The sequence below is a fragment of the Pseudomonas sp. LP_7_YM genome (genome assembly GCF_004364435.1).
Classification (GTDB): domain Bacteria; phylum Pseudomonadota; class Gammaproteobacteria; order Pseudomonadales; family Pseudomonadaceae; genus Aquipseudomonas.
This window is the reverse complement of record NZ_SOCT01000005.1, coordinates 180089-204013: the sequence shown is the minus strand read 5'-3', so window position 1 is coordinate 204013 and position 23925 is coordinate 180089. Positions and strand designations below refer to the sequence as shown.

The following is a 23925-nucleotide window of genomic DNA, read 5'->3' as shown; positions in this document are numbered from 1 at the left end:
TGCAAAAGAAAAATGACCAAAGTGTTAACGACGGGATGGCTGCGGCTGTTGTTGAGTGACTTCAACCGGCGCGTCTGGCTTTGCCGCCCACAAACTTTGTGCGTAGCCGGTGGTGACAATACCCAAGCCGAACAAAATGACCAAAACCCATAATAAATCCGGCTTGCGTTGCATTGACTCCCCCTTTTGACAAACAAAAAGCTGACGTCCACGGCGTGTTGCTGTAAGCCGCGTAACGGTGTCACCCTGAAAATCCCGGCATTCTGCGTTAACGTGAACCAACACGCAAATGCTGGCATCGCCCGACTGTCGGTTTATCGTAAAAACGTAGGACAACCTGTCCACAGCGCATTTTGGAGCATGCACACATGGCCTATTGGTTGATGAAGTCCGAACCGGACGAACTGTCCATCAGCAATTTACAGACACTCGGCCAAATTCGATGGGACGGCGTCCGAAACTATCAGGCGCGCAACTTTCTGCGCGAGATGGCCATCGCAGACGAGTTCTTCTTCTATCACTCCAGTTGTCCAGAACCGGGCATCGCCGGAATCGGAAAAATCATCGAAGCCGCCTATCCCGACCCAACCGCACTCGACAGCCATAGCCACTACTTCGATGCCAAGGCGAGTGACGAAAAAAATCCCTGGAGCGCAGTCGATGTTGCCTTCGTCGAGGCGTTTGGCAACGTGCTGAGCCTGGGTTATCTGAAGCAGCAGACAGCGCTGGAACAGCTGCCCCTGGTGCACAAAGGCAGCCGTCTTTCAGTCATGCCGGTAACGGCCGAGCAATGGGCAGCAGTGCTGGCGTTGCGCTAAACGAATACGCCTGCAGGCTCAGTCACAACTCACTGCGCGATAAAGTTGTTGAATAAAAGATCCTCGACCACAGGTTTACCCGTTTCTTGAGTCAATACTTCCTGGGTCTGCTTCAACGCTTCCTGACGCAGTTTCTCCTTGGCGTCAACATTGCTCATGCTGTCGACGGTCTGCTGGGTGAACAACGCCACCAACTGATTACGGATCAGCGGTTCGTTCGTCTTGACCAGCTTCTGCGCGTCGGCACCGGTCACCCGCAGGGCCACGTCCGCTTTATAGACGTGCAGCTTGGGGCTGCCGTCCAGCGCGTAGTTGCCCACCAATGGCGGCGCCAACGCCACGTAGGAAACCTTGTTCGGGTCTTCCTTCTCGCCACCCTCTTCGGCCATTGCCACGACAGGCATCGCTAACGCCAACAACATCAAAATCCACGTTTTCATCGTCCAACTCCTCAATCCGTTTAGCGCCATAGCTTACTTCAGCTTATGCACGCCCATCAGGCCGGGGCATGCTCATTGACCCCACAACCTCGCTACCTACACTTATCGGCCATCACTGGAAAAGGAATAGCCCCGATGAAAGCCGTGCTGTGCAAAGCCTTCGGTCCCGCCGAAAACCTGGCGCTGGAGGACGTTCCCACGCCAGAACCAAAGAAAAACGAAATCCTGCTGAGCGTGCACGCTGCCGGGGTCAACTTTCCTGACACCCTCATCATCGAAGGCAAATACCAGTTCAAGCCACCCTTTCCGTTTTCGCCTGGGGGCGAGGCGTCAGGTGTGGTAGCGGCGGCCGGCGAGAAAGTCAGTCACCTGAAAGTCGGCGACCGGGTCATGGCCCTCACCGGCTGGGGCAGTTTCGCCGAACAGATTGCCGTTGCGAGCTACAACGTCCTGCCGATTCCCGAGGCGATGGACTTCATCACCGCCGCCGCTTTCAGCATGACCTACGGCACCTCGATGCACGCGCTCAAACAGCGCGCCAACCTGCAGGCCGGAGAAACCCTGCTCGTCCTCGGCGCCTCGGGCGGCGTCGGCCTGGCTGCTGTGGAAATAGGCAAAGCCATGGGCGCCCGCGTCATCGCCGCCGCCAGCAGCGCCGAAAAACTGGACGTTGCCAAAAATGCCGGCGCCGACGAACTCATCAACTACAGCGAAACCAACCTCAAGGACGAACTCAAACGCCTGACCAATGGCAACGGCGTCGACGTCATCTACGACCCCGTCGGCGGCGACCTCTTCGACCAGGCCGTGCGGGCCATCGCCTGGAACGGCCGCCTCCTCGTCGTCGGCTTTGCCAGCGGCCGCATTCCCGAACTTCCCGTGAACCTCGCACTGTTGAAAGGCGCATCGGTGATTGGCGTGTTCTGGGGTTCATTTGCCCAGCGCCAGCCACAAGACAATGCGGCCAACTTTCAGCAGTTGTTTAAATGGTATAGCGAGGGGAAGTTGAAGCCTTTGGTGTCGAAGATCTATCCGCTGGAACAGGCGGGGGAAGCGATTGATTCGTTGGGGCAGAGGAAGGCGGTTGGCAAGGTTGTGGTGAAGGTGAGGTAATTGAAGCTTAAATATAAACCCGCCGCAATGGCGGGGTTTTTTATCTAAAAGAGTTGAGACAACGAAACTGCTGCACCATTGTTGATAATGAACCGCGTTACTCTTACACCAAATAGCAGACATAACAAGCATACATATGTATTACCTGCCTAGAAAAGAATAAGAGTTATGTGCTTGCCATACAGAAAAAAGGAGAACCTGTATGGGCAACAGCGATGAGAAAAATATAAAAGTAGATAGAGGCATACCGCCGGCTAATCCATACGGCTCTGGTAATGGCCTTAACCCCTCTCGTGACGGCTGGAGTATTGGCTGGGGAGGTGGGGGTGGCAGCGAAGGCGGTAGACCTGGAACACTATCCAGTTCCAAAAGACGCCGCTTACGTCTTCAAGACAAACGCCGCCGGGAATGGGAGGCGCGCCAACGGGCCGAAGTTGAACGGCTAGAGGCCCAGGCTGCAGCTAAAGCGCAAGCAGATGCACAAGCCAACGCCATTGCCCATGCTGAAGCGCGGGCACGTGCACAAGCTGCAGCTGAAGCTCAGCAGGTGGCGCATGCTGCAGAGCAAGCCAGGGTCGCTGCCGCACAAGCGCGCGCAACGGCTGATCGAAAACAAGCAGTAGCCGCTCATCGCCAAGCGTTAGAAATACTTCCACACGCCCAAACGATGCGAAAGCAAGAGCTCGACCAAAAGCATGCTAACGACCTAGCTGGACTGTCGACTTCATTGGCGTTGGAAACTCAACGCGAACCGGCGCTGGCAGACTTGCGAGGCGCAGAGCTTCTGGACGCGATTCTGGCGGAAAAGGCTCGAGTCAACTATTGGATTGCGCAGAAGTCCGAAGCGTCTGAAAGCAGCTATCAAAGAGCGCTTCTATTTGCAGGAACCGATCCCCTCGAAATCACCAATGAACAATACAAAGCGATTCTTGGGGCTAAAAGCGGTAACGCCGAACAAGCCCACCAAGTTCATCAAGCCTGGGCACACGCCTATGCCGACGCTCTAGATGCGAAGCTATACTCTAATGCTGTCACACAACTGAGGGATAGATCTGCCTCACTCTCTGAATACTATGCAACGGCAAGTTGGGCAACCAAAAAAAGCGCAAATGACAATGAGGCGCTAAGCCCTAATCAGTTGCTCGAAGCAAACCGCTTTTGGTCAGTAGTTGCGGGACCCACTGCACCAAGTAGGGAGACCCCTACTGCGGCAGATAAATCGAAGGCAGTGGCTGAAAAGTTTTTTACTCGGCAGGTTTCGAGATTATTGAGTCGAGCACTGCCTCATTTGACCCTGCTGTAGTATCCAACCGAGTTGGCTAACAGCGAAATCGGACCTACGATTTTGGCTACGTCGGCGTCCGAGCTAGGAGTGGGCCGCGATGTAGATCTGGACTTCATCGCAAGCCGCAAAGGAACAGTTGAAGTCACGCATCGTATGGCTTTCGAGGAAACCGACGGTCAGTTAACCAACGTTTGGACCAAAGCCGAAGGCGTTACGGTTGGAGCGAGAGTTTCTGTTCGATCTTTTGTATATAACCCTAACACTAACGCGTATGAATTTACGCGTGACGACGAAGCTAAACCCAGCCTGGTTTGGACTCCTGCCGTAAGCCCGGGTAACAGTTCTACATCTCTTCCCGGTGAGGCCCCTGACGTAGATCATTATACTGGAAAGTCACCAACGCCCATTTCAGAAGCGGCTGGAGATTATCCAACCTACGACATTGATAAAATTGAAGATTACATACTTGTTTTCCCCGATGAATCGGGGCTTGATCCTGTATATGTAATGTTCAAAAGTCCTAGCTATTTGCCTGGGATTGTTAGCGGTATCGGAGGTTCTATTGATCCGAATTGGGAAGCCGCCGCCTCTAAAGGGCTAGGCTCGCCTATACCATCCCCCGTAGCAGATGCTCTTCGTGGTAGGAAATATGCGGAATTCCGTAATTTGAAGAAAGCCATCTGGAGGGAAATGTCCAAACTTCCAGAGGTCATCAAGGACATGAATGCAAGAAATATCGAGCTCATGCAAAAAGGCAATTCTCCTGTTGCGCCCAAACGCGAACGCAATGGTGGGCGAATCTGGTACGAGATCCATCACGCTCGGCCAATTTCAGAAGGAGGAGAAGTCTACGCAATCGACAATCTGACATTCAATAGTCCGGCAAACCACGATAGCATTCACAAAGACATCCGAGAGAAGGAAAAGCTGCAATGAACGAACGTGCAATCGAGCATATGACCGAAGCCGAATTTCTGGATCTGGTTAAAAAAAAATGTAAGGCTGATTATGCGACTCAACATCAACATGGAAAAGCTATTCTAGAGTTTGAGAGGTTGAGTGAACATCCCGACGGCTCTGATCTTATTTATTATCCAGAGGCCTCAGCAGATAACTCCCCCCAGGGAATCGTCAACACGATTAAAGAATGGCGTGCAGCAAACGGAAAAACGGGATTCAAATCCGAACACTAAAAAGCCCAGAAACAATTGTGACTAACATATAGGGACATTTTGAGATGACTAATTACACCACCTTGGTCCAGCAGCTCCCTCAACGACTTCAAATAGAAATATCTGCACATCTGGGTTCAACCGCAGGGATGTCGGAGGTCCAGATAGTCAGTCGCTATCGAGACGTCGCTTGGTGGCTGAGATCTGTCAAGCTCGCCACATTACCGGCAAACTACGAAGTCCCAGCCGGGCATTTATCGGCCAAGGAGTTCGACAGGATGGGTGGGCCGAGTCCCGGGGTCGCTCCTCACCTCGCAGCGATTATGAATGAATGGTTCGCTTACGAAAGTGCTTGGCATTTGGAGAAGTTCATCAATCAGCTCCAAGCTGAGGTAGCTCGATTACACGAGTTCGCTCAACAACAAGCGCAGCGTCGAGCCGAAGAGGCGTCACGGCAGCTCGCCCAACGCCAAGCAGAAGAAGCCGCCCGTCAACTCGCTCAACGTCAAGCGGAAGAGGCGGCGCGTTTGCACGCCCAGCGACTGGCGGAGGATGCAGCCCGCCAGTTGGCGCAACGTCAGGCGGAAGAGGCGGCGCGGTTAGCGGCTCGTCAACTTGCCGAGCAACAAGCGCACGCAGCAGCTGAGGCTTTAGCCCAACAGAAGGCGCAAGAAATTGCTCTGCAGGAAGCTCGCGTTGCATTGGAGCTGGCAGCTGCAGTACAGGCGCAACCCTCGGAAACTGCATTGGACTCAGAAGCTGCGTTGAGCGGGAGCGCCGCAGCTAAAACTTTCGCACCCAGGATTGTGTTTATTCCCGGCCCCGCAGCGATGGCTGAAATTAATCGCGCAACGCTGGTTTTGAAACAGAGCATCGACGCCGCTGTGACGCAGTATGCGTCTGCGATCAGTCCATACCTGAATGCTGCGGAGAACACCGCCCATGCCATTCATTAAGCAATGACTTGGCGAAAGTTTACTGGAAAGAAGCGTAGATCTAATCTGATCTGCGCTTCATCCGCTCAGGCGGACGATTCAAATCAGGGTACGCACATAACGAATTCCAGACGCCCATCACCGCCATGTTCACATTCCAACACGCCTGATCGCCTGAATCCGTCATATTGATCGCTAGGAACCCTTCCTATTTTCTGTAACGAAAATGTAATATTCGGATTCGCATAACAATATAAAAATCTGGAGTGTCTCGATGTTTGCCTTTTTCAAACCTGCCCCACATCAGGCACCGTTGCCTGCCGAGCGTGTCGATAGCACTTACCGCCGCCTGCGCTGGCAGATTTTCGCCGGTATTTTCTTCGGTTATGCCGGCTACTACCTGTTGCGCAAGAACTTCTCGCTGGCCATGCCGTACCTGATTGATCAGGGCTATACACGGGGTGAGTTGGGCGTGGCGATTTCGGCGATTGCCATTGCGTACGGTCTGTCGAAGTTTTTGATGGGGCTGGTGTCGGATCGCTCCAATCCACGTTATTTCCTACCGTTCGGCCTGTTGGTTTCGGCCGCGACGATGTTCGTGTTCGGTTTCGCGCCTTGGGCGACGTCGAGCGTGACCATCATGTTTATCCTGCTGTTCATCAACGGCTGGGCTCAGGGCATGGGTTGGCCGCCGAGCGGGCGGACGATGGTGCATTGGTGGTCGCAGAAGGAGCGTGGCGGCGTGGTGTCGGTGTGGAACGTGGCGCATAACGTCGGCGGCGGTCTGATCGGTCCGTTATTCCTGCTGGGGCTTGGCTGGACCAACGACTGGCATGCGGCCTTCTATGTGCCAGCGGCGGTCGCGCTGTTTGTCGCCCTGTTTGCGTTCATCACGATGCGCGATACCCCGCAGTCGGTCGGCCTGCCACCCGTTGAGGAGTACAAGAACGACTATCCGGAAGGCTACGACGCAAGCCACGAAGAAGAATTCAGCGCCAAGGAAATCTTCGTCAAATACGTGCTGCGCAACAAGATGCTCTGGTACATCGCATTGGCGAACGTCTTCGTTTACCTGCTGCGTTATGGCGTGCTGGATTGGGCGCCGACTTACCTGAAAGAAGCCAAGCACTTCGATGTCGACACCACTTCGTGGGCGTATTTCTTCTATGAGTGGGCGGGTATTCCAGGCACCCTGCTGTGCGGCTGGATGTCGGACAAGATTTTCCGCGGCAACCGTGGCCTGACCGGCATCGTGTTCATGGCGCTGGTAACCGTGGCGACGCTGGTGTACTGGCTCAACCCGCCGGGCAACCCGACGGTGGACATGATCGCGCTGATTTCCATTGGCTTCCTGATCTACGGCCCGGTGATGCTGGTCGGTTTGCAAGCGCTTGAGCTGGCACCCAAGAAGGCAGCAGGCACCGCTGCAGGCTTCACGGGGCTGTTCGGTTATCTGGGTGGTTCGGTGGCGGCCAGTGCACTGATGGGTTACACCGTTGACCATTTCGGCTGGGATGGCGGCTTTGTGATTCTGGTTGCAGCGTGCGTGCTGTCGATCGTATTCCTGGCCCCGACGCTGCGACACACGCGGGTGGCAAGTCAGTCGCGGTAGCAGCTAGCAGCATGCGAGCGCGGACGTGATATGCCGGTTCCTACAGGACTAGACTCCGTTGTCCTGTAGGCGCCGGCGCTGACGAAGGCAGTGGGTCAGATAAATCAGTACTGATTGACCCACCGCTTCGTTGCCGTCGTAACCTGCGGCGTCTTCTACAACGGTTTCGTCATCAAAACCTGTGACCGTCACCCGCCCGGCGCTGCGCTCTCATGCAGGCGTCAAACCGCCAATAAAATCGGCCGGCATCGCTTGAAGCGCTCCTCCAGAGTCACATCCGGCATTGCGTGGTGACGCAACGCGTGAATCGTCTGCTCTACATATTCGCGAGTAGTGCCGTAGCGGCCACTGGCGCTGGCCAGCACCTGAGTGAGGACGCTGTCAGGCAGGTTGCCTGCGTAGCTGGGCAGATGCCGGTCAAGCACGAAACCCAAGGCCTGCACCTTGCTGCCATCTTCCAGTCGGCAACTGAGCCAGTGGGGGCGATAGGAGGGGAATGGCATTTCGCGCTCCCATAACGCAAGCAGCGACTTTTCGATGTTTTCCTCGGGGAGGCGATAAGCGCAGCCGCTGCAAGAGCCGCCGCGGTCCAGACCAAAGACCAAGCCAGGCTGTTCGGGGGTGCCGCGATGTTCATGAGACCAGAGGTACAGGCCGCGATGATAGCCATGCACCCGACCGCGCTGACGCTCCACGGCGGAGCACTCGGGGCGCCAGATCAACGAACCGTAGGCAAAAAGCCAGACCGGGCCGCCTCTGTGCTGGCTCATGGTGGCATGCATGGAAGCAAGGAGCTGTTCACGCGTCAGTTTCGGCCCAAGGTCGATCACGGGTGGATAAGACAGCCCAAGGCCGTCGTGAACCGCCTCCACCAGGCTATTGATTTGCTTCTCCATCTGGCTCCCTCACTGGCCCGGATACGCCAGTGCAGTGCTGAACACTTTTCAAAGCGGCTCTGGCAACAGCGAATCAACACTCTGCCCCTACTGCGAGCGATGTACAGGTCGAAACGCCTTGAAACCGACCTGCACACATTCTGATGCAATTACCTCTCCACCGCTGCGGTCATCAGGCGAACGGTCAACCTCGCGGCGCATAGGCGAAGACATCGGCGCGCATCTGATGGGCATCCATGCCGGCGACGACCAACGCATCCAGCGTTGAGTACACCATTGCAGGCGAGCCGCTGGCGTAGACCTGAATGGCCTTCAGGTCAGGGAAGTCTTCGCACACGGCTTCATGCAACATGCCGCAACGCCCTTCCCAACCGCACAGGTCACTGACGATTTTGTGCAGATGCAGATTGGGCAAAGTCTTCCACTCATCCCAATGCTTGAGTTCGTAGAAATCTTCAGGGCGACGCACGCCCCAATACACATGGACCGGGTATGGAAAGCCCTTGGAGCGGCAATGCTCGATCAGGCTGTGCATCTGGCCCATGCCGGTGCCCGCAGCGATCAGCACCAGCGGGCCATCAGGCAACTCGCCCAGGTGAGTGTCGCCAAATGGCAGTTCGACGCGGGCCATGCCCTCACGCTGCAGCTGCTTGATCAGATTTTGCGCACTGGCCTCGCGGGCCAGCACATGGAACTCAAGGTCGCGGCCGCTTTCAGGCGATGAGGCCATGGAGAACGCGGATTTCTCGCCGTCATCGCGCTCGATCATCAGATACTGACCGGCGTGGTAGCGTGGCGGCTTGCCTGCCGGGGCGCGCAGCATCACGCGCCAGACGTCGCCGCCTACTTCGCGGCACTCGGTGACCTGGCATGCAAACGTGCGCACCGGCAATTCGCCAAGCGGCAACACGCTGTCCCACAGCACCACACAGTCTTGCTGGGGCACGGCCAGACAGGTGTGGATTTCGCCATGTTGCTTCACATCGCCTGCTTGCTCGACACTGCCTTCAACCAGCAGCGCAGAGCAAATGTGGCAATTACCGTTGCGGCAGCTCTGTGGGCATTCGTAGCCCAGACGCTGAGCGGCATCAAGAATCCGCTCGCCTGGCAAGGTCTCAAGTACTGCACCCGATGGCTGCAAGGTTACGCGCATCAATCTATTCCCAGTTGATTCCAGATATCGTCGATCCGGCGAGTGACGGCTTCGTCCTTGACGATGGCACGACCCCATTCACGGGTAGTTTCCCCCGGCCATTTATGCGTGGCATCCAGCCCCATCTTCGATCCCAGTCCTGACACCGGCGAGGCGAAGTCGAGGTAGTCGATCGGGGTATTGTCGATCATCACCGTATCGCGCTTGGGGTCCATGCGCGTGGTGATCGCCCAGATGACGTCGTTCCAGTCCCGGGCGTTGATGTCGTCGTCAGTGACGATAACGAATTTGGTGTACATGAACTGTCGCAGAAACGACCAGACACCCAGCATCACGCGCTTAGCGTGACCTGGATACTGCTTCTTGATGGTCACCACCGCCATGCGATACGAGCAACCTTCAGGCGGCAGATAGAAGTCGACAATCTCGGGAAACTGCTTCTGCAAAATCGGCACGAATACTTCGTTCAGCGCCACGCCCAGAATCGCCGGTTCATCCGGCGGCCGGCCGGTGTAGGTGCTGTGATAGATCGGTTTGATGCGGTGCGTGATGCGCTCGACGGTGAACACCGGGAAGCTGTCGACTTCGTTGTAATAGCCGGTGTGGTCACCATACGGGCCTTCGTCGGCCATTTCGCCGGGATGAATCACACCTTCCAGCACGATTTCAGCACTCGACGGCACTTGCAGGTCGTTGCTCCGGCACTTGATCAGCTCAGTGCGGTTGCCCCGCAGCAGACCGGCGAAGGCATATTCGGAAAGGCTGTCGGGGACCGGCGTGACCGCGCCAAGAATCGTCGCAGGGTCGGCACCCAGCGCCACGGAAACCGGGAATGGCTGGCCAGGATGTTTGTCGCACCATTCCTTGTAATCCAGTGCGCCGCCGCGGTGGCTTAGCCAACGCATGATGACTTTATTGCGACCGATGACCTGTTGGCGATAGATGCCCAGGTTCTGGCGTTCCTTGTTCGGGCCTTTGGTGACGGTCAGGCCCCAGGTGATCAGCGGACCCACGTCGCCAGGCCAGCAGGTCTGCACCGGCAGCATGCCCAGGTCGACGTCATCGCCCTCGATGACCACTTCCTGGCAAGGCGCGTCCTTGACGACCTTCGGCGCCATGGAGATGACCTTCTTGAAGATAGGCAGCTTGGACCAGGCGTCTTTCAGACCTTTCGGCGGCTCGGGTTCCTTGAGGAAGGCCAGCAACTTGCCGATCTCGCGCAGCTCTTCGGTTGACTCGGCGCCCATGCCCATAGCCACGCGTTCCGGCGTGCCGAACAGGTTGCCCAGCACCGGGATATCAAAGCCCGTCGGGTTTTCGAACAGCAAGGCGGGACCCTTGTTGCGCAGGGTCCGGTCGCACACTTCGGTCATTTCCAGCACCGGGGAGATGGGCACCTGAATGCGTTTTAACTCTCCGCGCTGCTCAAGCTGCTGCACGAAATCCCGTAGATCCTTGAATTTCATTAACCCGGCCACTTAACAAATAGATGCACATCCTACCTGCTCTGCCGCCCGACAGCAGCTGTCTGGAGCTTAATCATCGGGCTAAAGGCCTGTTAACAGGCACTTATCGCGACGGTTATTCCCACAGACGCCATCTGATTGCCCCGAGCGCAGCAGAGCAAAGTCGGTAGCCTGCCGAAAAGCGCAATGAGATCAAAGCGTGCATGACCTGCCCGGGGCGGCCTGCGGGTAAAAAAACTCAAAAAAAATGGCGCCCAAGGCGCCATTTTTTCTAGCCGTTAAGCGTGTTACTTGCGCTTCATCGACAGGAAGAACTCATCGTTGGTCTTGGTCTGCTTCAACTTGTCGATCAGGAACTCAATGGCAGCGACTTCATCCATGGGGTGCAGCAGCTTGCGCAGAATCCACATGCGTTGCAGCTCGTCATCAGCAGTCAGCAGCTCTTCGCGGCGAGTACCGGAACGATTGATGTTGATGGCCGGGAACACGCGCTTTTCGGCGATCTTGCGATCCAGAGGCAGTTCCATGTTGCCGGTGCCTTTGAATTCTTCGTAGATCACTTCGTCCATCTTCGAACCGGTTTCAACCAGCGCGGTGGCGATGATGGTCAGCGAGCCGCCTTCTTCGATGTTACGAGCCGCACCGAAGAAGCGCTTTGGTTTTTCCAGCGCATGAGCATCGACACCACCGGTCAGGACCTTGCCGGAGCTAGGAATGACAGTGTTGTAGGCGCGAGCCAGACGGGTGATGGAGTCAAGCAGGATAACCACGTCTTTCTTGTGCTCGACCAGGCGCTTGGCCTTCTCGATCACCATTTCGGCGACCTGCACGTGACGGGTGGGTGGTTCATCGAACGTGGAAGCAACCACTTCGCCGCGCACGGTGCGCTGCATTTCGGTCACTTCTTCCGGACGCTCATCGATCAGCAACACGATCAGGTGAACTTCAGGGTTGTTACGGGTAATGTTCGACGCGATGTTCTGCAGCATGATGGTCTTGCCCGCCTTCGGCGGAGCAACGATCAGACCACGTTGACCTTTACCGATAGGGGCACACAGGTCGATCACACGACCGGTGAGGTCTTCGGTGGAACCGTTACCGGCCTCCATCTTCATGCGAATGGTCGGGAACAGCGGCGTCAGGTTTTCGAACAGAATCTTGTTCTTCGCGTTTTCAGGACGGTCGAAGTTGATGGTGTCGACCTTGAGCAGTGCGAAGTAACGCTCGCCTTCCTTCGGCGGGCGAATCTTGCCGACGATGGTGTCGCCAGTACGAAGGTTGAAGCGGCGGATCTGGCTTGGCGAAACGTAGATATCGTCCGGGCCAGCAAGGTAAGAGGCGTCTGCAGAGCGGAGGAAGCCGAAGCCATCCTGGAGGATCTCCAGCACGCCATCACCCGAGATTTCCTCGCCGCTTTTTGCGTGCTTCTTGAGCAGGGAGAAGATCACATCCTGCTTGCGCGAACGGGCCATATTTTCTATGCCCATCTGTTCGGCCATTTCGAGCAGATCGGTAATAGGCTTTTGCTTGAGTTCAGTCAGGTTCATATAGGAATGACGTAATCATGTATGGAGGGGGAAATTAAGCTTTTGGCTTAATGAGGCCGCGCCGCAGAGAAGGCGACAGGATCGCGTACAAATCGAAAGGAGAGCGTCGGCGACGGCTAGCAGGGGGCAACGGAGAAACCGTTGCGGGGCCGAATGTAACACTTGATTTTCAGGGCGTCTAGTACGATGCCTGAAAAAAGCCCCGCTTATTTACGAGGCTTTTGCGCCATCAAATGTTGGCGTCGAGAAACGCTTGCAGCTGGGACTTGGACAGAGCGCCGACCTTGGTAGCCGCCACTTCACCGTCCTTGAACAGCATCAGGGTAGGGATGCCACGAACGCCGTGCTTGGCCGGGGTTTCCTGATTTTCGTCGATATTGAGCTTGGCAATGGTCAGTTTGCCTTCGTAAGTGCCAGCGATATCGTCCAGAACCGGAGCAATCATTTTGCATGGGCCGCACCACTCAGCCCAGTAATCCACCAGCACAGGACCGGAAGCCTTGAGGACATCGGCTTCGAAGCTCGCGTCGCTGACGTGTTTGATGAGGTCGCTACTCATGAGATTTCTCCGAGGTCATAGGCAAAAAAACGTTGGCTATCATAACTGTGTCACGCCGTGACAGGAAGGCGGAGGCGATTGTCTCTCGCTATGGACAGTCATGACTACGTTTATCGCAGAGGCCGGGGCTGGTATCAACCTCGCGCTGGGCGCAAGCCCGTGGCACCCCGGGCAATTCAAGCCGAAGGCGCGACAAACACAATGCCGGTTCTCAAGGCTGCTCCGCGAATATGCTCCTGCATTGCCCTCTGCGCCGGGCCCGAAGCGTTGCGGGCAAGGGCGCGGAGGATCTTGCGGTGTTCTTGCCAGGTTTCCATCGCCCTGCCCGCCCGGATGAAAGGCAACTTCTGGCTCTCTAGAAAGATATCGGCGCTGGAGGTGATGATGCCCTGGATGGCCTGATTGCCGCTGGCGACGAGTATGCGTCGGTGAAAATCGAAATCCAGCCTGGCAGCGCAATCGAAGTCTCCCGCCTTGAGCTCCAGGCGCATGGCTTCAACGTTGTCTTCAAGCACATCGCGCTCGTCGGCGGTCAACGTCACCGCTGCCAGACCGGCCGCAAAACCTTCCAGCGCATAACGCAGTTGAAACGTTTCCGCAGGCGAAGCGTGAGCGGCGTAAGGCCAGGAAAATCCGCTCGTGCGCTTTTCTGGTTCAGAAATAGCCTGAACGAACACCCCTTTACCGGGCTGCACGCTGACCACTCCCAGCGCGCTTAACGAAGACAGCGCCTCACGCAGAGAGGCCCGACTGACCCCGAGGCGAACCGCCAGATCCCGCTGCGAAGGCAGGCTGTCGCCGGGCAAATAGCCATGCTCGGCGATCAATTTGCGGATCGCTTGAAAGGCAACTTCGGGTACTGCAATCGGGCTCGGATGCATGAGTTTTCAGCGTGCTTACCGTTGAAAATTCCTCTTTTATAGCCATCGCACCGATTCGGCAAGTGACGCCCAAGCAAGGGGCGCCGTGGCTTTGAGACGCGCCAAAGCGGGGCGGGGCGCTTGCCAACTGTTCAGACCAGTTAGACCGCCTTTGCGTTGAAACCCGCATGACTGGGTCGCGAATTCGCCGCTGGCATGGGCTGTGCACTGGGGTTAGTGCAGTACCCACGCTTCGCCCAAACATTCGTTCGATTCGGAGACGTCACATGACCAAGCGCTACAGCGCTCTGCTCGCCGCCCTGTTTGCCAGCTTCATGCTCGGCCAGGCCCCAGCCCACGCCAATGGCCTGGATGATGTGACCACACGCGGCACGCTGAAAGTCGCCGTACCGCAGGACTTCCCGCCTTTCGGCTCGGTCGGTCCTGACATGAAACCCCGAGGGCTGGACATCGACACTGCGCAGCTCATCGCCGACAAGCTCAAGGTCAAGCTGGAACTGACGCCGGTCAACAGCACCAACCGCATTCCGTACCTGACCACTGGCAAGGTCGATCTGGTGATTTCCAGCCTTGGAAAGAACCCGGACCGCGAAAAAGTCATCGATTTTTCCCGCGCTTACGCCCCCTTCTACCTCGCCGTGTTCGGTCCACCTGACGCTGCGATCAATGGCGTGGACGATCTGAAAGGTAAAACCATCAGCGTCACCCGTGGCGCCATCGAAGACATCGAGCTGACCGCCGTGGCGCCGAAAGAAGCCACCATCAAGCGTTTCGAAGACAACAACTCCACCATCGCCGCCTACCTGGCTAATCAAACCGATCTGATTGCCAGCGGCAACGTGGTGATGGTCGCGATCAGCGAGAAAAACCCCAAGCGCATTCCCGCGCTGAAAGTGAAACTCAAGGATTCACCGGTCTACGTCGGCGTGAACAAAGGTCAGCCGGAGCTATTGGCCAAGGTCAACGAAATTCTTGAAGCGGCGGCGCAGGACGGCGCGCTGGAAAAGAACTCACAGACCTGGCTGAAACAACCTTTGCCAGCCGATCTCTGAGCGCATCTCTTAGTCATTGCATCTGATCCGGGGCTTTTAGATGGCTTATCAGTTCGACTTCATTGCGGTTCTGCAAAATGCTGACCTTCTGCTGCGTGGCGCTTTGTTCACCCTGGAGCTGACGGCCATCGGCACCTTGCTGGGGGTCAGCGTCGGCATCGTCGGCGCCATTGTCAGAGCCTGGAAAATCCAGCCGTTCTCGGCGCTTTTCGGTATCTACGTCGAGCTGATACGCAACACGCCGTTTCTGGTGCAGCTGTTTTTCATTTTCTTCGGCTTACCGTCGCTGGGGCTGCAGATTTCAGAATGGCAGGCTGCGGTACTGGCGATGGTGATCAATCTGGGGGCGTATTCAACCGAGATCATCCGCGCGGGCGTGCAGGCGATTCCCCGTGGGCAACTGGAGGCTTCGGCGGCGCTGGCGATGACGCGCTTCGAGACCTTCCGTCATGTGGTGCTGGTGCCAGCGCTGGGTAAGGTGTGGCCTGCGCTGAGCAGCCAGATCATCATCGTCATGCTCGGCTCGGCGGTCTGTTCGCAGATTGCCACCGAGGAGCTGAGTTTTGCGGCGAACTTCATTCAGTCGCGCAACTTCCGCGCCTTCGAGACGTACATCATTACCACGCTGATCTACCTGTTCATGGCCCTGATGATTCGCCAATTGCTGGCCTGGGTCGGTCGTCGCTACATTGCGAGGAACAGCTGATGGATTTCACCCTGTGGGACATCGTGCGCAACCTGCTCACCGGCCTGCAATGGACGCTGGCCCTGTCGCTGGTGGCATTCCTTGGCGGCGGCGTGATCGGGCTGTTGGTCATGACGATGCGCATCTCTGAAACCGCAGCCGTGCGCAGGCTCGCTCGCTGCTACATTGAGCTTTTCCAAGGCACACCGCTGCTGATGCAACTATTTCTGGTGTTCTTCGGCGTGGCATTGATGGGTGTGGATATCTCGCCCTGGGTTGCAGCGGCGTTGGCCCTGACGCTATTTACCAGCGCGTATCTGGCCGAAATATGGCGCGGTTGCGTTGAGTCGATTTCCAACGGCCAGTGGGAAGCTTCGGCAAGTCTGGCGCTTACTCCATTCGAGCAATTGCGTTACGTGATCCTGCCGCAGGCCCTGCGCATCGGGGTGGCGCCGACCGTCGGCTTTTCGGTGCAAGTGGTCAAAGGCACGGCCGTGACCTCGATCATCGGCTTCACCGAACTGACCAAGACCGGTGGAATGATTGCCAACGCTACGTTTCAGCCTTTCATGGTCTACGGCTTCGTTGCCTTGGGCTACTTCCTGCTTTGCTATCCGTTGTCGCTCAGCGCGCGCTATCTGGAAAGGAGACTTCATGCCTCTGCTTAGAATTTCCGCCCTGCACAAGTATTACGGTGACCACCATGTGCTTAAAGGCATCGACTTGAGCGTCGAGGAAGGCCAGGTCGTGGCGATCATCGGCCGCAGCGGCTCGGGCAAAAGCACACTGTTGCGTACGCTCAACGGCCTGGAGTCGATCAATGACGGGGTGATCGAAGTCGATGGTGAGTATCTTGATGCAGCACGCGTCGATCTGCGCAGCCTGCGGCAGAAAGTCGGCATGGTGTTCCAGCAGTTCAATCTTTTCCCACACCTGACGGTCGGCGAAAACGTCATGCTCGCGCCACAGGTGGTAAAGAAAGTCTCCAAAATTGAGGCGAGCAAGCTGGCCAAGGAGATGCTCGAACGCGTAGGGCTTGGGGAGAAGTTCGACGCATTTCCTGATCGTCTGTCGGGTGGACAGCAGCAGCGTGTGGCCATTGCTCGAGCGCTGGCGATGTCGCCTAAGGTGCTGCTGTGCGACGAAATCACCTCGGCGCTGGACCCGGAACTGGTCAATGAAGTGCTCGGCGTGGTGCGCCAGTTGGCCAAAGATGGAATGACCCTGATCATGGTGACCCACGAAATGCGCTTCGCCCGTGAAGTAGGGGACAAACTGGTGTTCATGCATCAGGGCAAGGTGCATGAGGTAGGCGATCCACGGGAATTGATGGCCAACCCGAAAACGCCGGAGTTGGCGAATTTCATTGGCTCGGTTGAGCAGGCCTGATCCGGGCTGCGCATCGGGGCCTGAAAGTCGGCCTTCATGAGCACCCTCACAGGGTTACGAAGTTGTCTGCAGGAGTGCGCCGTATCGGCCCAGACGTCGGCTCAGCATTTGATGTTTATCTGTGTGCCGTTTGGCGGCAGTGATGGTTCGTGGCACGATGTCGGAGTTAACGACCGGGACTTTTGACCATGCCGCAATCCAAAGCCAAAAACCTCTCGCTGATCGCCGCGATCGACTTGGGCTCCAACAGCTTTCATATGGTTGTCGCCAAGGCGAATCAGGGTGAAATCCGCATCCTTGAGCGGCTCGGTGAGAAAGTGCAATTGGCCGCCGGAATCGACGATGAGCGCAAACTCAACGAAGAATCCATGCAGCGCGGGCTCGATTGCCTCAAGCGTTTTGCCCAACTGATCAACGGTATGCCCACGGGCTCCGTGAGGATCGTCGGCACCAACGCCCTGCGCGAGGCGCGTAACCGCAACGAATTCATTCACCGTGCCGAAGAAATTCTCGGTCACCCGGTCGAAGTCATCTCCGGTCGTGAAGAAGCGCGGCTGATCTACCTCGGCGTTTCCCACACCCTGGCCGACACACCGGGCAAGCGCCTGGTGGCGGACATCGGCGGCGGCAGTACCGAGTTCATCATTGGTCAGCGCTTCGAGCCCTTGCTGCGTGAAAGCCTGCAAATGGGCTGCGTGAGCTTCACCCAGCGTTATTTCAAAGACGGCAAGATCACCCCGGCACGTTATGCCCAGGCGTACACAGCGGCTCGACTGGAGATCATGAGCATCGAACATGCTCTGCATCGCCTGAGCTGGGATGAGGCCATTGGCTCGTCCGGCACCATCCGCGCCATCGGCCTGGCACTCAAGGCTGGCGGACATGGCAGTGGCGAGGTCAACGCCGAAGGTCTGGCGTGGCTCAAACGCAAGCTGATGAAGCTGGGCGAAGTGGACAAGATCGATTTCGAAGGCCTCAAACCGGACCGACGAGCAATCTTTCCGGCCGGGCTGGCGATTCTTGAAGCGATCTTCGATGCACTCGACCTGCAACGTATGGATCATTGCGAAGGCGCGCTGCGCGAAGGCGTACTTTACGACCTGCTGGGTCGCCATCATCACGAGGACGTACGTGAACGCACCCTCAGCTCGCTGATGGAGCGCTATCACGTCGATCTGGAACAGGCCGCACGTGTGGAGTGCAAAGCGCTGTCAGCTCTTGAGCAAGTGGCCAAGGCGTGGGAGCTGGAAGACGATCTGTACCGCGAACTGCTCAGTTGGGCGGCCAAGGTGCACGAGGTGGGTCTGGACATCGCCCACTACCACTATCACAAGCACGGCGCGTACCTGATCGAGCATTCGGATCTCGCCGGGTTTTCCCGAGCAGACCAGCAGATGCTTGCACTTCTGGTTCGCGGCCATCGTCGCAATATCCCCAAGGACAAGTTCGCGGACTTCGGCGATGAAGGCGTGAAACTGATTCGTCTGTGCGTGTTGCTGCGCTTTGCGATCCTGTTCCATCACATTCGCGGCACTCAAGAGATGCCGCAACCTGTGTTGACCGCCAACGGCAACCATCTGGATATCGTGTTCCCGAATGGCTGGCTGGAAAACAATCAGCTGACCCAGGCCGACTTCGGTATCGAAGCCGACTGGCTGACCCGGGTCGGGATCGTCCTCAGGGTACGCTGAGCACCGGGTTGCTCAGTTTCTCCAGAAGCATCGCCTGCACATTGCGGGCGTTCTGGTTGCCGGTCGGTGTACTTCGCAGATAGCGGCCGTCCGGCTGCAGCAGCCAGGCGTGGGTGTTATCGGCCAGATACCCCTCCAACTCCTTCTTGACCCGTAGAATCAGCTTCTTGCCCTCCACCGGGAAGCAGGTCTCGACACGCTTGTCGAGATTGCGCTCCATCCAGTCGGCGCTGGACAGGAACATCTGCTCCTCGCCGCCGTTGAGGAAGTAGAACACGCGAGTGTGCTCCAGGAAGCGGCCGATGATCGAGCGTACCTGAATGTTATGCGAAACGCCCGGTACGCCTGGTCGCAGGCAGCACATGCCGCGCACCACCAGATCGATCTTCACGCCCATCTGACTGGCCTTGTACAACGCGCGGATGATTTTCGGATCGGTCAGCGAGTTGAATTTGGCGATGATGTGCGCAGGCTTGCCATCCGTCGCGAACTGGGTTTCGCGGGCAATCATGTCCAGCATGCCCTTTTTCAGGGTGAACGGCGCGTGCAACAGCTTCTTCATACGCAGCGTCTTGCCCATGCCGATCAATTGGCTGAACATTTTGCCGACGTCTTCGCACAAGGCGTCATCGGAGGTCAGCAGGCTGTAGTCGGTATACAGGCGAGCGTTACCAGCGTGGTAGTTGCCAGTACCCAAATGCGCGTAACGCACGATTTCGCCCGCCTCACGACGCAGGATCAGCATCATCTTGGCATGGGTCTTGAAACCGACCACGCCATAGATCACCACTGCACCGGCCGCTTGCAGGCGGCTGGCCAGTTGCAGGTTGGACTCCTCATCGAACCGCGCACGCAACTCGATGACCGCCGTCACTTCCTTGCCATTACGCGCAGCATCTACCAGCGCATCGACGATTTCCGAATTGGCGCCGCTGCGATACAGCGTTTGACGCACTGCCAGAACGTGGGGGTCTTTGGCCGCCTGACGCAGCAAGTCCACCACGGGCGTGAAGGACTCGAAGGGGTGCAGCAGCAGAATGTCCTGCCTGCTGATGACGTTGAAGATGTTCTCGCTGTTTTGCAAAAGCTTGGGAATGGCCGGCGTAAATGGCAGATATTGCAATTCCGGGTGACTGTCCAGGCTGGTGATGCTGAACAGACGCGTGAGATTCACCGGGCCGTTGACCTGATACAGCTCGGTCTCGCTCAGGTTGAACTGCTTGAGCAGGTAGTCCGACAGGTGCTTGGGGCAGGTGTCTGCCACTTCCAGACGCACCGCGTCGCCATAACGCCGGGAAAACAGCTCGCCACGCAGCGCACGGGCCAGGTCTTCGACGTCTTCGGAGTCCAGCGCCAGATCAGCGTTGCGGGTCAGGCGGAACTGATAGCAGCCCTTTACCTTCATGCCCTGGAAAAGATCATCGGCGTGAGCATGAATCATCGACGACAGGAACACATAGTTGTCGCCAGAACCGCCAACTTCCTCCGGCACCTTGATGATGCGCGGCAAAAGACGCGGGGCTGGAATAATCGCGAGGCCTGAGTCGCGCCCAAAAGCGTCGACGCCCTCCAGTTCCACGATGAAGTTCAGCGACTTGTTGACCAGCAGCGGGAACGGGTGCGTCGGGTCCAGGCCAATCGGAGTGATGATCGGGGCGATCTCGTCGCGGAAATATCGACGTACCCAGGTTTTCAGCTTGGTGTTCCAGTTGCGACGACGAATGAAGCGCACCTGATGTTTTTCAAGCTCGGGCAGCAGGATGTCATTGAGGATCGCGTACTGACGATCGACATGGCCGTGAACCAGTTCGCTGATGCGCGCCAACGCCTGATGCGGCTGCAGACCGTCAGCACCCGCTTGTTCGCGCGCGAAAGTGATTTGCTTTTTAAGGCCCGCCACGCGGATCTCAAAGAATTCGTCCAGATTGCTGGAAAAGATCAGCAGGAACTTAAGTCGCTCAAGCAAGGGATAGGACTCGTCCAGCGCCTGCTCGAGTACGCGAATGTTGAACTGCAACTGCGACAGCTCGCGATGGATATAGAGGCTACTGTCATCCAGGCTGGGGATGACGATCGCAGGCGTGGGCGGCTGATGCGGCTCGACGGCCGGGACGACCTCAATGGTCGGCTGGACCACGGCTGTGACTTCCTGAGAAAGGACGTGGGGTTCTAGTTCGACTGCGGCTTCGGTGGTTCCTTCGGTACTCATGAATAATCCTGCAAGGCAATGCCCTGTAACAGTTTGGGCCGCGAGAACGGCCGAAGAGAGCGATCTGCCAGTCCCGTCACAACAGCAGGGACGATCAGCAGCGCAGACCGGTCACACCGGACACCTGCGGGCCCGGGCGCGCGGGCAAACGTGACAGTTATAAGCCGGCGTTATGACTTCCGCATGACAGCTGTACTGTCCACCATACCCCGCAGGACACAAATGTGCTGCTTGGACGCCAAAATCTGCATCAACTGTAAGAAACTTTAACGCAGTGACACATTTCCACACTTTCCTGAATGTCTTGGGCGAGTTAGGCTGCGCGTTCATTTCGCCAGCACCTACACGATGCTCCAGCATTTTTTACAAGAATTTGGCTACTTCGCCCTTTTCCTCGGAACCTTTTTCGAAGGTGAGACCATCCTGGTGCTCGCTGGATTTCTGGCGTTTCGTGGATACATGGACATCAATCTGGTCGTAGTGGTTGCCTTCTTTGGCAGTTACGCCGGCGATCAGCTCTGGTATTTCATGGGGCGCAAGCACGGCCGCAAGCTTCTGGCACGTAAACCACGCTGGCAATTGCTCGGCGATCGCGCGCTGGAACACATTCGTCGACACCCCGACATCTGGGTGCTGAGCTTTCGTTTCGTCTACGGTTTACGCACGGTCATGCCGGTCGCCATTGGCTTGTCCGGCTATCCGCCGGGGCGCTATCTGTTACTCAACGGTATCGGCGCAGCGGTCTGGGCAGCGGCATTGGGCGCCGCGGCCTTCAAATTCGGCTCGGTACTTGAAGGTTTGCTCGGCAACGTCAAGAAATACGAGCTGTGGGTGCTCGCCGCGCTGGTGGTGATTGGCTGCCTGCTATGGATTCGTCGGCGCATCAAAGCAGCGCGTGTGGCACGCCAGACCCTCAAGGAAAAGACCGAGCCCGGCACTCTGGACGAGTGAACCATCCTATATAACGCCTGCCGCAAACCCCGCTGAGTCAACCGAGTGAGTGGGCGGATTCAGGCGAGTCGGGTTACGAAAGCCGCGCCAGTCGCGTGAGAATGCGGTCGAGGCTGTTGGCAAACGCCTGTTTCTCTTTATCGCCATAAGCGCCCTGCCCACCGCCAACCTGCCCTTGCTCACGCAGGTCGGTGAACAAATTGCGCACCGCCAGTCGCTCACCCATGTTGTGCTCGTCGAACTCCTTGCCGCGTGGGTCCAGGACCGTTACGCCCTGCTTTACCAGCCGGTCAGCCAGCGGAACATCGCTGCAAATCACCAGTTCGCCCGGCACCGCATGCTCCACCAGATAGTCATCTGCCGCGTCTGGCCCGGAGAGCACCACGATCAATTTAACCAGGGTGAAGGCAGGCTTGATTTGCGGCTGCCCGGCCACCAGCACGACCTCAAACTTACGTTTCAAGGCGAATTTGACGACTTGCTCCTTGGCCAGCTTGGGGCAAGCATCGGCATCAATCCATACACGCATGGGTTGTATTCCTGAAATTTGAAGAGTGAAGGTATTCTACGCAGACCTGCCGAGCATGCGCGGCGGATCCCCGGCAGCCGCATGCCAGACGATGACATTCAAGCAACACCGCCAACCCGCTCATACGCCGCTATTAGTGGGGTCGCCCAGGCATATTGGATTCATCAGGGCATACCGTAAGCAAAGGGGTCTGCTCCACGAAGCTTGGCGTTCTTGGTTTTGGCATCCTCGCTGGGAGGGCGCACCATCTGCACGCTTACGCTGTCGTCGACGCCGTTGTACACCACTGCACTGACGCCGCCTTCCAGATAGCTGGCGAAGGTCGCCAGATTGATCTGCACCATCGGGCTGCTGACCCCGGTATTGCCCAGTCGACGGCCAATGTCATAGCCTTCTTCGACGTGGCTGATGTCCAGACCATGACCGTCGGTGTTCAGCCCGTGCAAGGCGCCGGTCAACGCTATCTCGCCCTCGGTATTCCCGGTGCTGTCGTAGAACACGCGCACCGGTTTCAAACCATCGGGCAGGCCTTCCACCGCTTTAAGCCAGCCAGCTTGCAGCGCCTTTACCTGTAATGCGGGCTTGAGGGCTTTGCCGTGTTCGTCGCGCATAGACACTTTAACGGTCAAGCAAGTGTCGAAGTCGATCGCATTGGACGTTGCGCGCCAACTGCGTGAGCAGTTGCGGGGTGAAGTGGGGTACTCAACAGCAACAGTCCGGGCCGCACAACAATTTGCCGCGTGACAAGGCGCCGAAGATCCTGCGTTGAGGATGGCGGTAGATGCAGGAACACCAAGGGGGGGGCGAATTCATTCGCAGAGCTCAGTATCAGTCGACACACATGCGTCGAATCTAACGGGCTCTCGCAAACGAATTCGCTCCCATAGGTTTTTCCTTCGAGCTGGGATGGGAATCAAGCGCGGTGCAGCGTCGCCAAAAACGCCGCTGCACTGACGAACAAACCGGCAAACGTGCGATTCATCCGCCGTTGTTGTCTAGGCGTCGTGAGCAACCGAAGCACCTTCGAAGCCAATCCCGTATACCCCGCCATGACAGTCAGGTCGACGCAGACCATCGTCGCGCCGATAGTCAGATACTGAGGCAGCAGCGGCAGTTGGGTGTCGATGAATTGCGGCAGGATCGCCAGCATGAACACCAGTGCCTTGGGATTGCTGATATTGACCAGAAAGCCCCGTGTGACCAGCGTTGTCGGTTTGCCGACGGAGCGTATGGTGGGGTTTTCGGACAAATCGCCGGGCAAGGCCCGCCACTGTTTCACGCCCAGATACACCAGGTAGGCGACGCCAAACCATTTGATCAGCGTGAACGCCACTGCCGAAGTGGCCAGCACAGCACCCAGGCCGGCAGCGATGATCGCGATCTGGACGACAAGCCCCAATTGCAGGCCCAGCGCATTCCAATACCCGCGCCAGAACCCGTATTGCAAACCGCTGGACATCGATGCAATGGCGCCAGCGCCCGGAGACAGACTGATGACCCAGCAGGCGGCGAAGAAAGCCAACCACGTTTCAAACGACATGA

The 23925-nt window shown here is 57.2% G+C and carries 24 protein-coding genes and 1 pseudogene; 13 read left to right on the top strand and 12 right to left on the bottom strand.

Annotated features, from left to right (window positions below):
- Positions 1 to 24: 24 nt before the first annotated feature.
- The gene (locus EC915_RS14830) at positions 25 to 174 is read right to left on the bottom strand and encodes a hypothetical protein (protein ID WP_133751287.1); all 150 of its coding nucleotides are present in this window, start codon (positions 172 to 174) and stop codon (positions 25 to 27) included.
- Positions 175 to 368: 194 nt separating this feature from the next.
- On the opposite strand from EC915_RS14830, the gene EC915_RS14825 reads away from it, so the two are divergent.
- Entirely contained in the window at positions 369 to 818 is a 450-nt protein-coding gene (locus EC915_RS14825; protein ID WP_133751286.1) for an EVE domain-containing protein, read from the top strand.
- 29 nt (positions 819 to 847) lie between these two features.
- Here the strand turns inward: EC915_RS14825 and EC915_RS14820 are convergent, their stop codons facing one another.
- On the bottom strand, positions 848 to 1258 hold the full coding sequence (locus EC915_RS14820; protein WP_133751285.1) for a flagellar basal body-associated protein FliL: 411 nt from the start codon (positions 1256 to 1258) through the stop codon (positions 848 to 850).
- A 135-nt stretch (positions 1259 to 1393) separates the two neighbouring features.
- Between EC915_RS14820 and EC915_RS14815 the strand changes: the two genes are divergently transcribed.
- From EC915_RS14815 to glpT, 6 genes are all read left to right on the top strand, one after another.
- Positions 1394 to 2371: an NADPH:quinone oxidoreductase family protein gene (locus EC915_RS14815; protein ID WP_133751284.1), complete on the top strand. Its 978-nt coding sequence runs from the start codon at positions 1394 to 1396 to the stop codon at positions 2369 to 2371.
- Positions 2372 to 2573: 202 nt separating this feature from the next.
- Positions 2574 to 3674 (top strand): hypothetical protein, encoded by a 1101-nt coding sequence (locus EC915_RS14810; RefSeq protein ID WP_133751283.1) that lies wholly within the window; start codon positions 2574 to 2576, stop codon positions 3672 to 3674.
- Positions 3675 to 3743: 69 nt separating this feature from the next.
- Positions 3744 to 4592 (top strand): S-type pyocin domain-containing protein, encoded by an 849-nt coding sequence (locus tag EC915_RS14805; RefSeq protein ID WP_133751282.1) that lies wholly within the window; start codon positions 3744 to 3746, stop codon positions 4590 to 4592.
- Complete coding sequence (locus tag EC915_RS14800) at positions 4589 to 4849, top strand: bacteriocin immunity protein (protein ID WP_133751281.1); 261 nt, start codon at positions 4589 to 4591, stop codon at positions 4847 to 4849. The genes EC915_RS14805 and EC915_RS14800 overlap by 4 nt, the downstream gene beginning before the upstream one ends.
- A 44-nt stretch (positions 4850 to 4893) precedes the next feature.
- Entirely contained in the window at positions 4894 to 5784 is an 891-nt protein-coding gene (locus tag EC915_RS14795; RefSeq protein ID WP_133751280.1) for a hypothetical protein, read from the top strand.
- Positions 5785 to 6037: 253 nt separating this feature from the next.
- Positions 6038 to 7375, top strand: coding sequence for a glycerol-3-phosphate transporter (gene glpT, locus EC915_RS14790; protein WP_133751279.1), 1338 nt, complete (start codon positions 6038 to 6040; stop codon positions 7373 to 7375).
- A gap of 221 nt (positions 7376 to 7596) precedes the next feature.
- Here the strand turns inward: glpT and EC915_RS14785 are convergent, their stop codons facing one another.
- The 6 genes from EC915_RS14785 to EC915_RS14760 all read right to left on the bottom strand — a co-directional run bounded on the left by EC915_RS14785 (position 7597) and on the right by EC915_RS14760 (position 13877).
- Positions 7597 to 8271, bottom strand: a complete 675-nt coding sequence (locus EC915_RS14785) for a gamma-glutamylcyclotransferase (protein ID WP_133751278.1) — start codon at positions 8269 to 8271, stop codon at positions 7597 to 7599.
- 184 nt (positions 8272 to 8455) lie between these two features.
- Positions 8456 to 9424, bottom strand: coding sequence for a CDP-6-deoxy-delta-3,4-glucoseen reductase (locus EC915_RS14780; RefSeq protein WP_133751277.1), 969 nt, complete (start codon positions 9422 to 9424; stop codon positions 8456 to 8458).
- Entirely contained in the window at positions 9424 to 10890 is a 1467-nt protein-coding gene (gene ubiD, locus EC915_RS14775) for a 4-hydroxy-3-polyprenylbenzoate decarboxylase (protein ID WP_133751276.1), read from the bottom strand. The genes EC915_RS14780 and ubiD overlap by 1 nt, the downstream gene beginning before the upstream one ends.
- Before the next feature lie 287 nt (positions 10891 to 11177).
- Positions 11178 to 12437: a transcription termination factor Rho gene (rho, locus tag EC915_RS14770; RefSeq protein WP_037016529.1), complete on the bottom strand. Its 1260-nt coding sequence runs from the start codon at positions 12435 to 12437 to the stop codon at positions 11178 to 11180.
- Positions 12438 to 12666: 229 nt separating this feature from the next.
- Positions 12667 to 12996 (bottom strand): thioredoxin TrxA, encoded by a 330-nt coding sequence (gene trxA, locus EC915_RS14765; RefSeq protein WP_081564805.1) that lies wholly within the window; start codon positions 12994 to 12996, stop codon positions 12667 to 12669.
- A 176-nt stretch (positions 12997 to 13172) separates the two neighbouring features.
- Complete coding sequence (locus EC915_RS14760; RefSeq protein WP_133751275.1) at positions 13173 to 13877, bottom strand: FadR/GntR family transcriptional regulator; 705 nt, start codon at positions 13875 to 13877, stop codon at positions 13173 to 13175.
- Positions 13878 to 14143: 266 nt separating this feature from the next.
- Here EC915_RS14760 and EC915_RS14755 point away from each other — a divergent pair, with 266 nt between their 5' ends.
- The 5 genes from EC915_RS14755 (at position 14144) to ppx (ending at position 18694) form a co-directional block, all read left to right on the top strand.
- The gene (locus EC915_RS14755) at positions 14144 to 14929 is read left to right on the top strand and encodes a transporter substrate-binding domain-containing protein (protein ID WP_133751274.1); all 786 of its coding nucleotides are present in this window, start codon (positions 14144 to 14146) and stop codon (positions 14927 to 14929) included.
- 40 nt (positions 14930 to 14969) lie between these two features.
- Complete coding sequence (locus tag EC915_RS14750; protein ID WP_133751273.1) at positions 14970 to 15635, top strand: amino acid ABC transporter permease; 666 nt, start codon at positions 14970 to 14972, stop codon at positions 15633 to 15635.
- Positions 15632 to 16282, top strand: coding sequence for an amino acid ABC transporter permease (locus EC915_RS14745; RefSeq protein WP_166650998.1), 651 nt, complete (start codon positions 15632 to 15634; stop codon positions 16280 to 16282). Before EC915_RS14750 ends, EC915_RS14745 begins: the two co-directional genes overlap by 4 nt.
- Entirely contained in the window at positions 16269 to 17003 is a 735-nt protein-coding gene (locus EC915_RS14740) for an amino acid ABC transporter ATP-binding protein (protein ID WP_133751271.1), read from the top strand. Before EC915_RS14745 ends, EC915_RS14740 begins: the two co-directional genes overlap by 14 nt.
- Positions 17004 to 17191: 188 nt before the next feature.
- Positions 17192 to 18694 (top strand): exopolyphosphatase, encoded by a 1503-nt coding sequence (gene ppx, locus EC915_RS14735; protein WP_133751270.1) that lies wholly within the window; start codon positions 17192 to 17194, stop codon positions 18692 to 18694.
- On the opposite strand, the gene ppk1 is transcribed toward ppx, so the two are convergent.
- On the bottom strand, positions 18681 to 20903 hold the full coding sequence (ppk1, locus tag EC915_RS14730) for a polyphosphate kinase 1 (protein WP_133751269.1): 2223 nt from the start codon (positions 20901 to 20903) through the stop codon (positions 18681 to 18683). The genes ppx and ppk1 overlap by 14 nt on opposite strands.
- Before the next feature lie 348 nt (positions 20904 to 21251).
- On the opposite strand from ppk1, the gene EC915_RS14725 reads away from it, so the two are divergent.
- Positions 21252 to 21854, top strand: a complete 603-nt coding sequence (locus tag EC915_RS14725) for a DedA family protein (protein ID WP_133751268.1) — start codon at positions 21252 to 21254, stop codon at positions 21852 to 21854.
- Positions 21855 to 21927: 73 nt separating this feature from the next.
- Here EC915_RS14725 and EC915_RS14720 read toward each other — a convergent pair whose 3' ends face one another.
- From EC915_RS14720 to EC915_RS14705, 3 genes and pseudogenes are all read right to left on the bottom strand, one after another.
- The gene (locus EC915_RS14720) at positions 21928 to 22383 is read right to left on the bottom strand and encodes a DUF188 domain-containing protein (RefSeq protein ID WP_133751267.1); all 456 of its coding nucleotides are present in this window, start codon (positions 22381 to 22383) and stop codon (positions 21928 to 21930) included.
- A gap of 164 nt (positions 22384 to 22547) precedes the next feature.
- Positions 22548 to 23006, bottom strand: a pseudogene (locus EC915_RS14715) (hypothetical protein); the annotation flags it as partial.
- A 290-nt stretch (positions 23007 to 23296) separates the two neighbouring features.
- Complete coding sequence (locus tag EC915_RS14705; RefSeq protein ID WP_133751265.1) at positions 23297 to 23923, bottom strand: LysE family transporter; 627 nt, start codon at positions 23921 to 23923, stop codon at positions 23297 to 23299.
- Between the last annotated feature and the right edge of the window lie 2 nt (positions 23924 to 23925).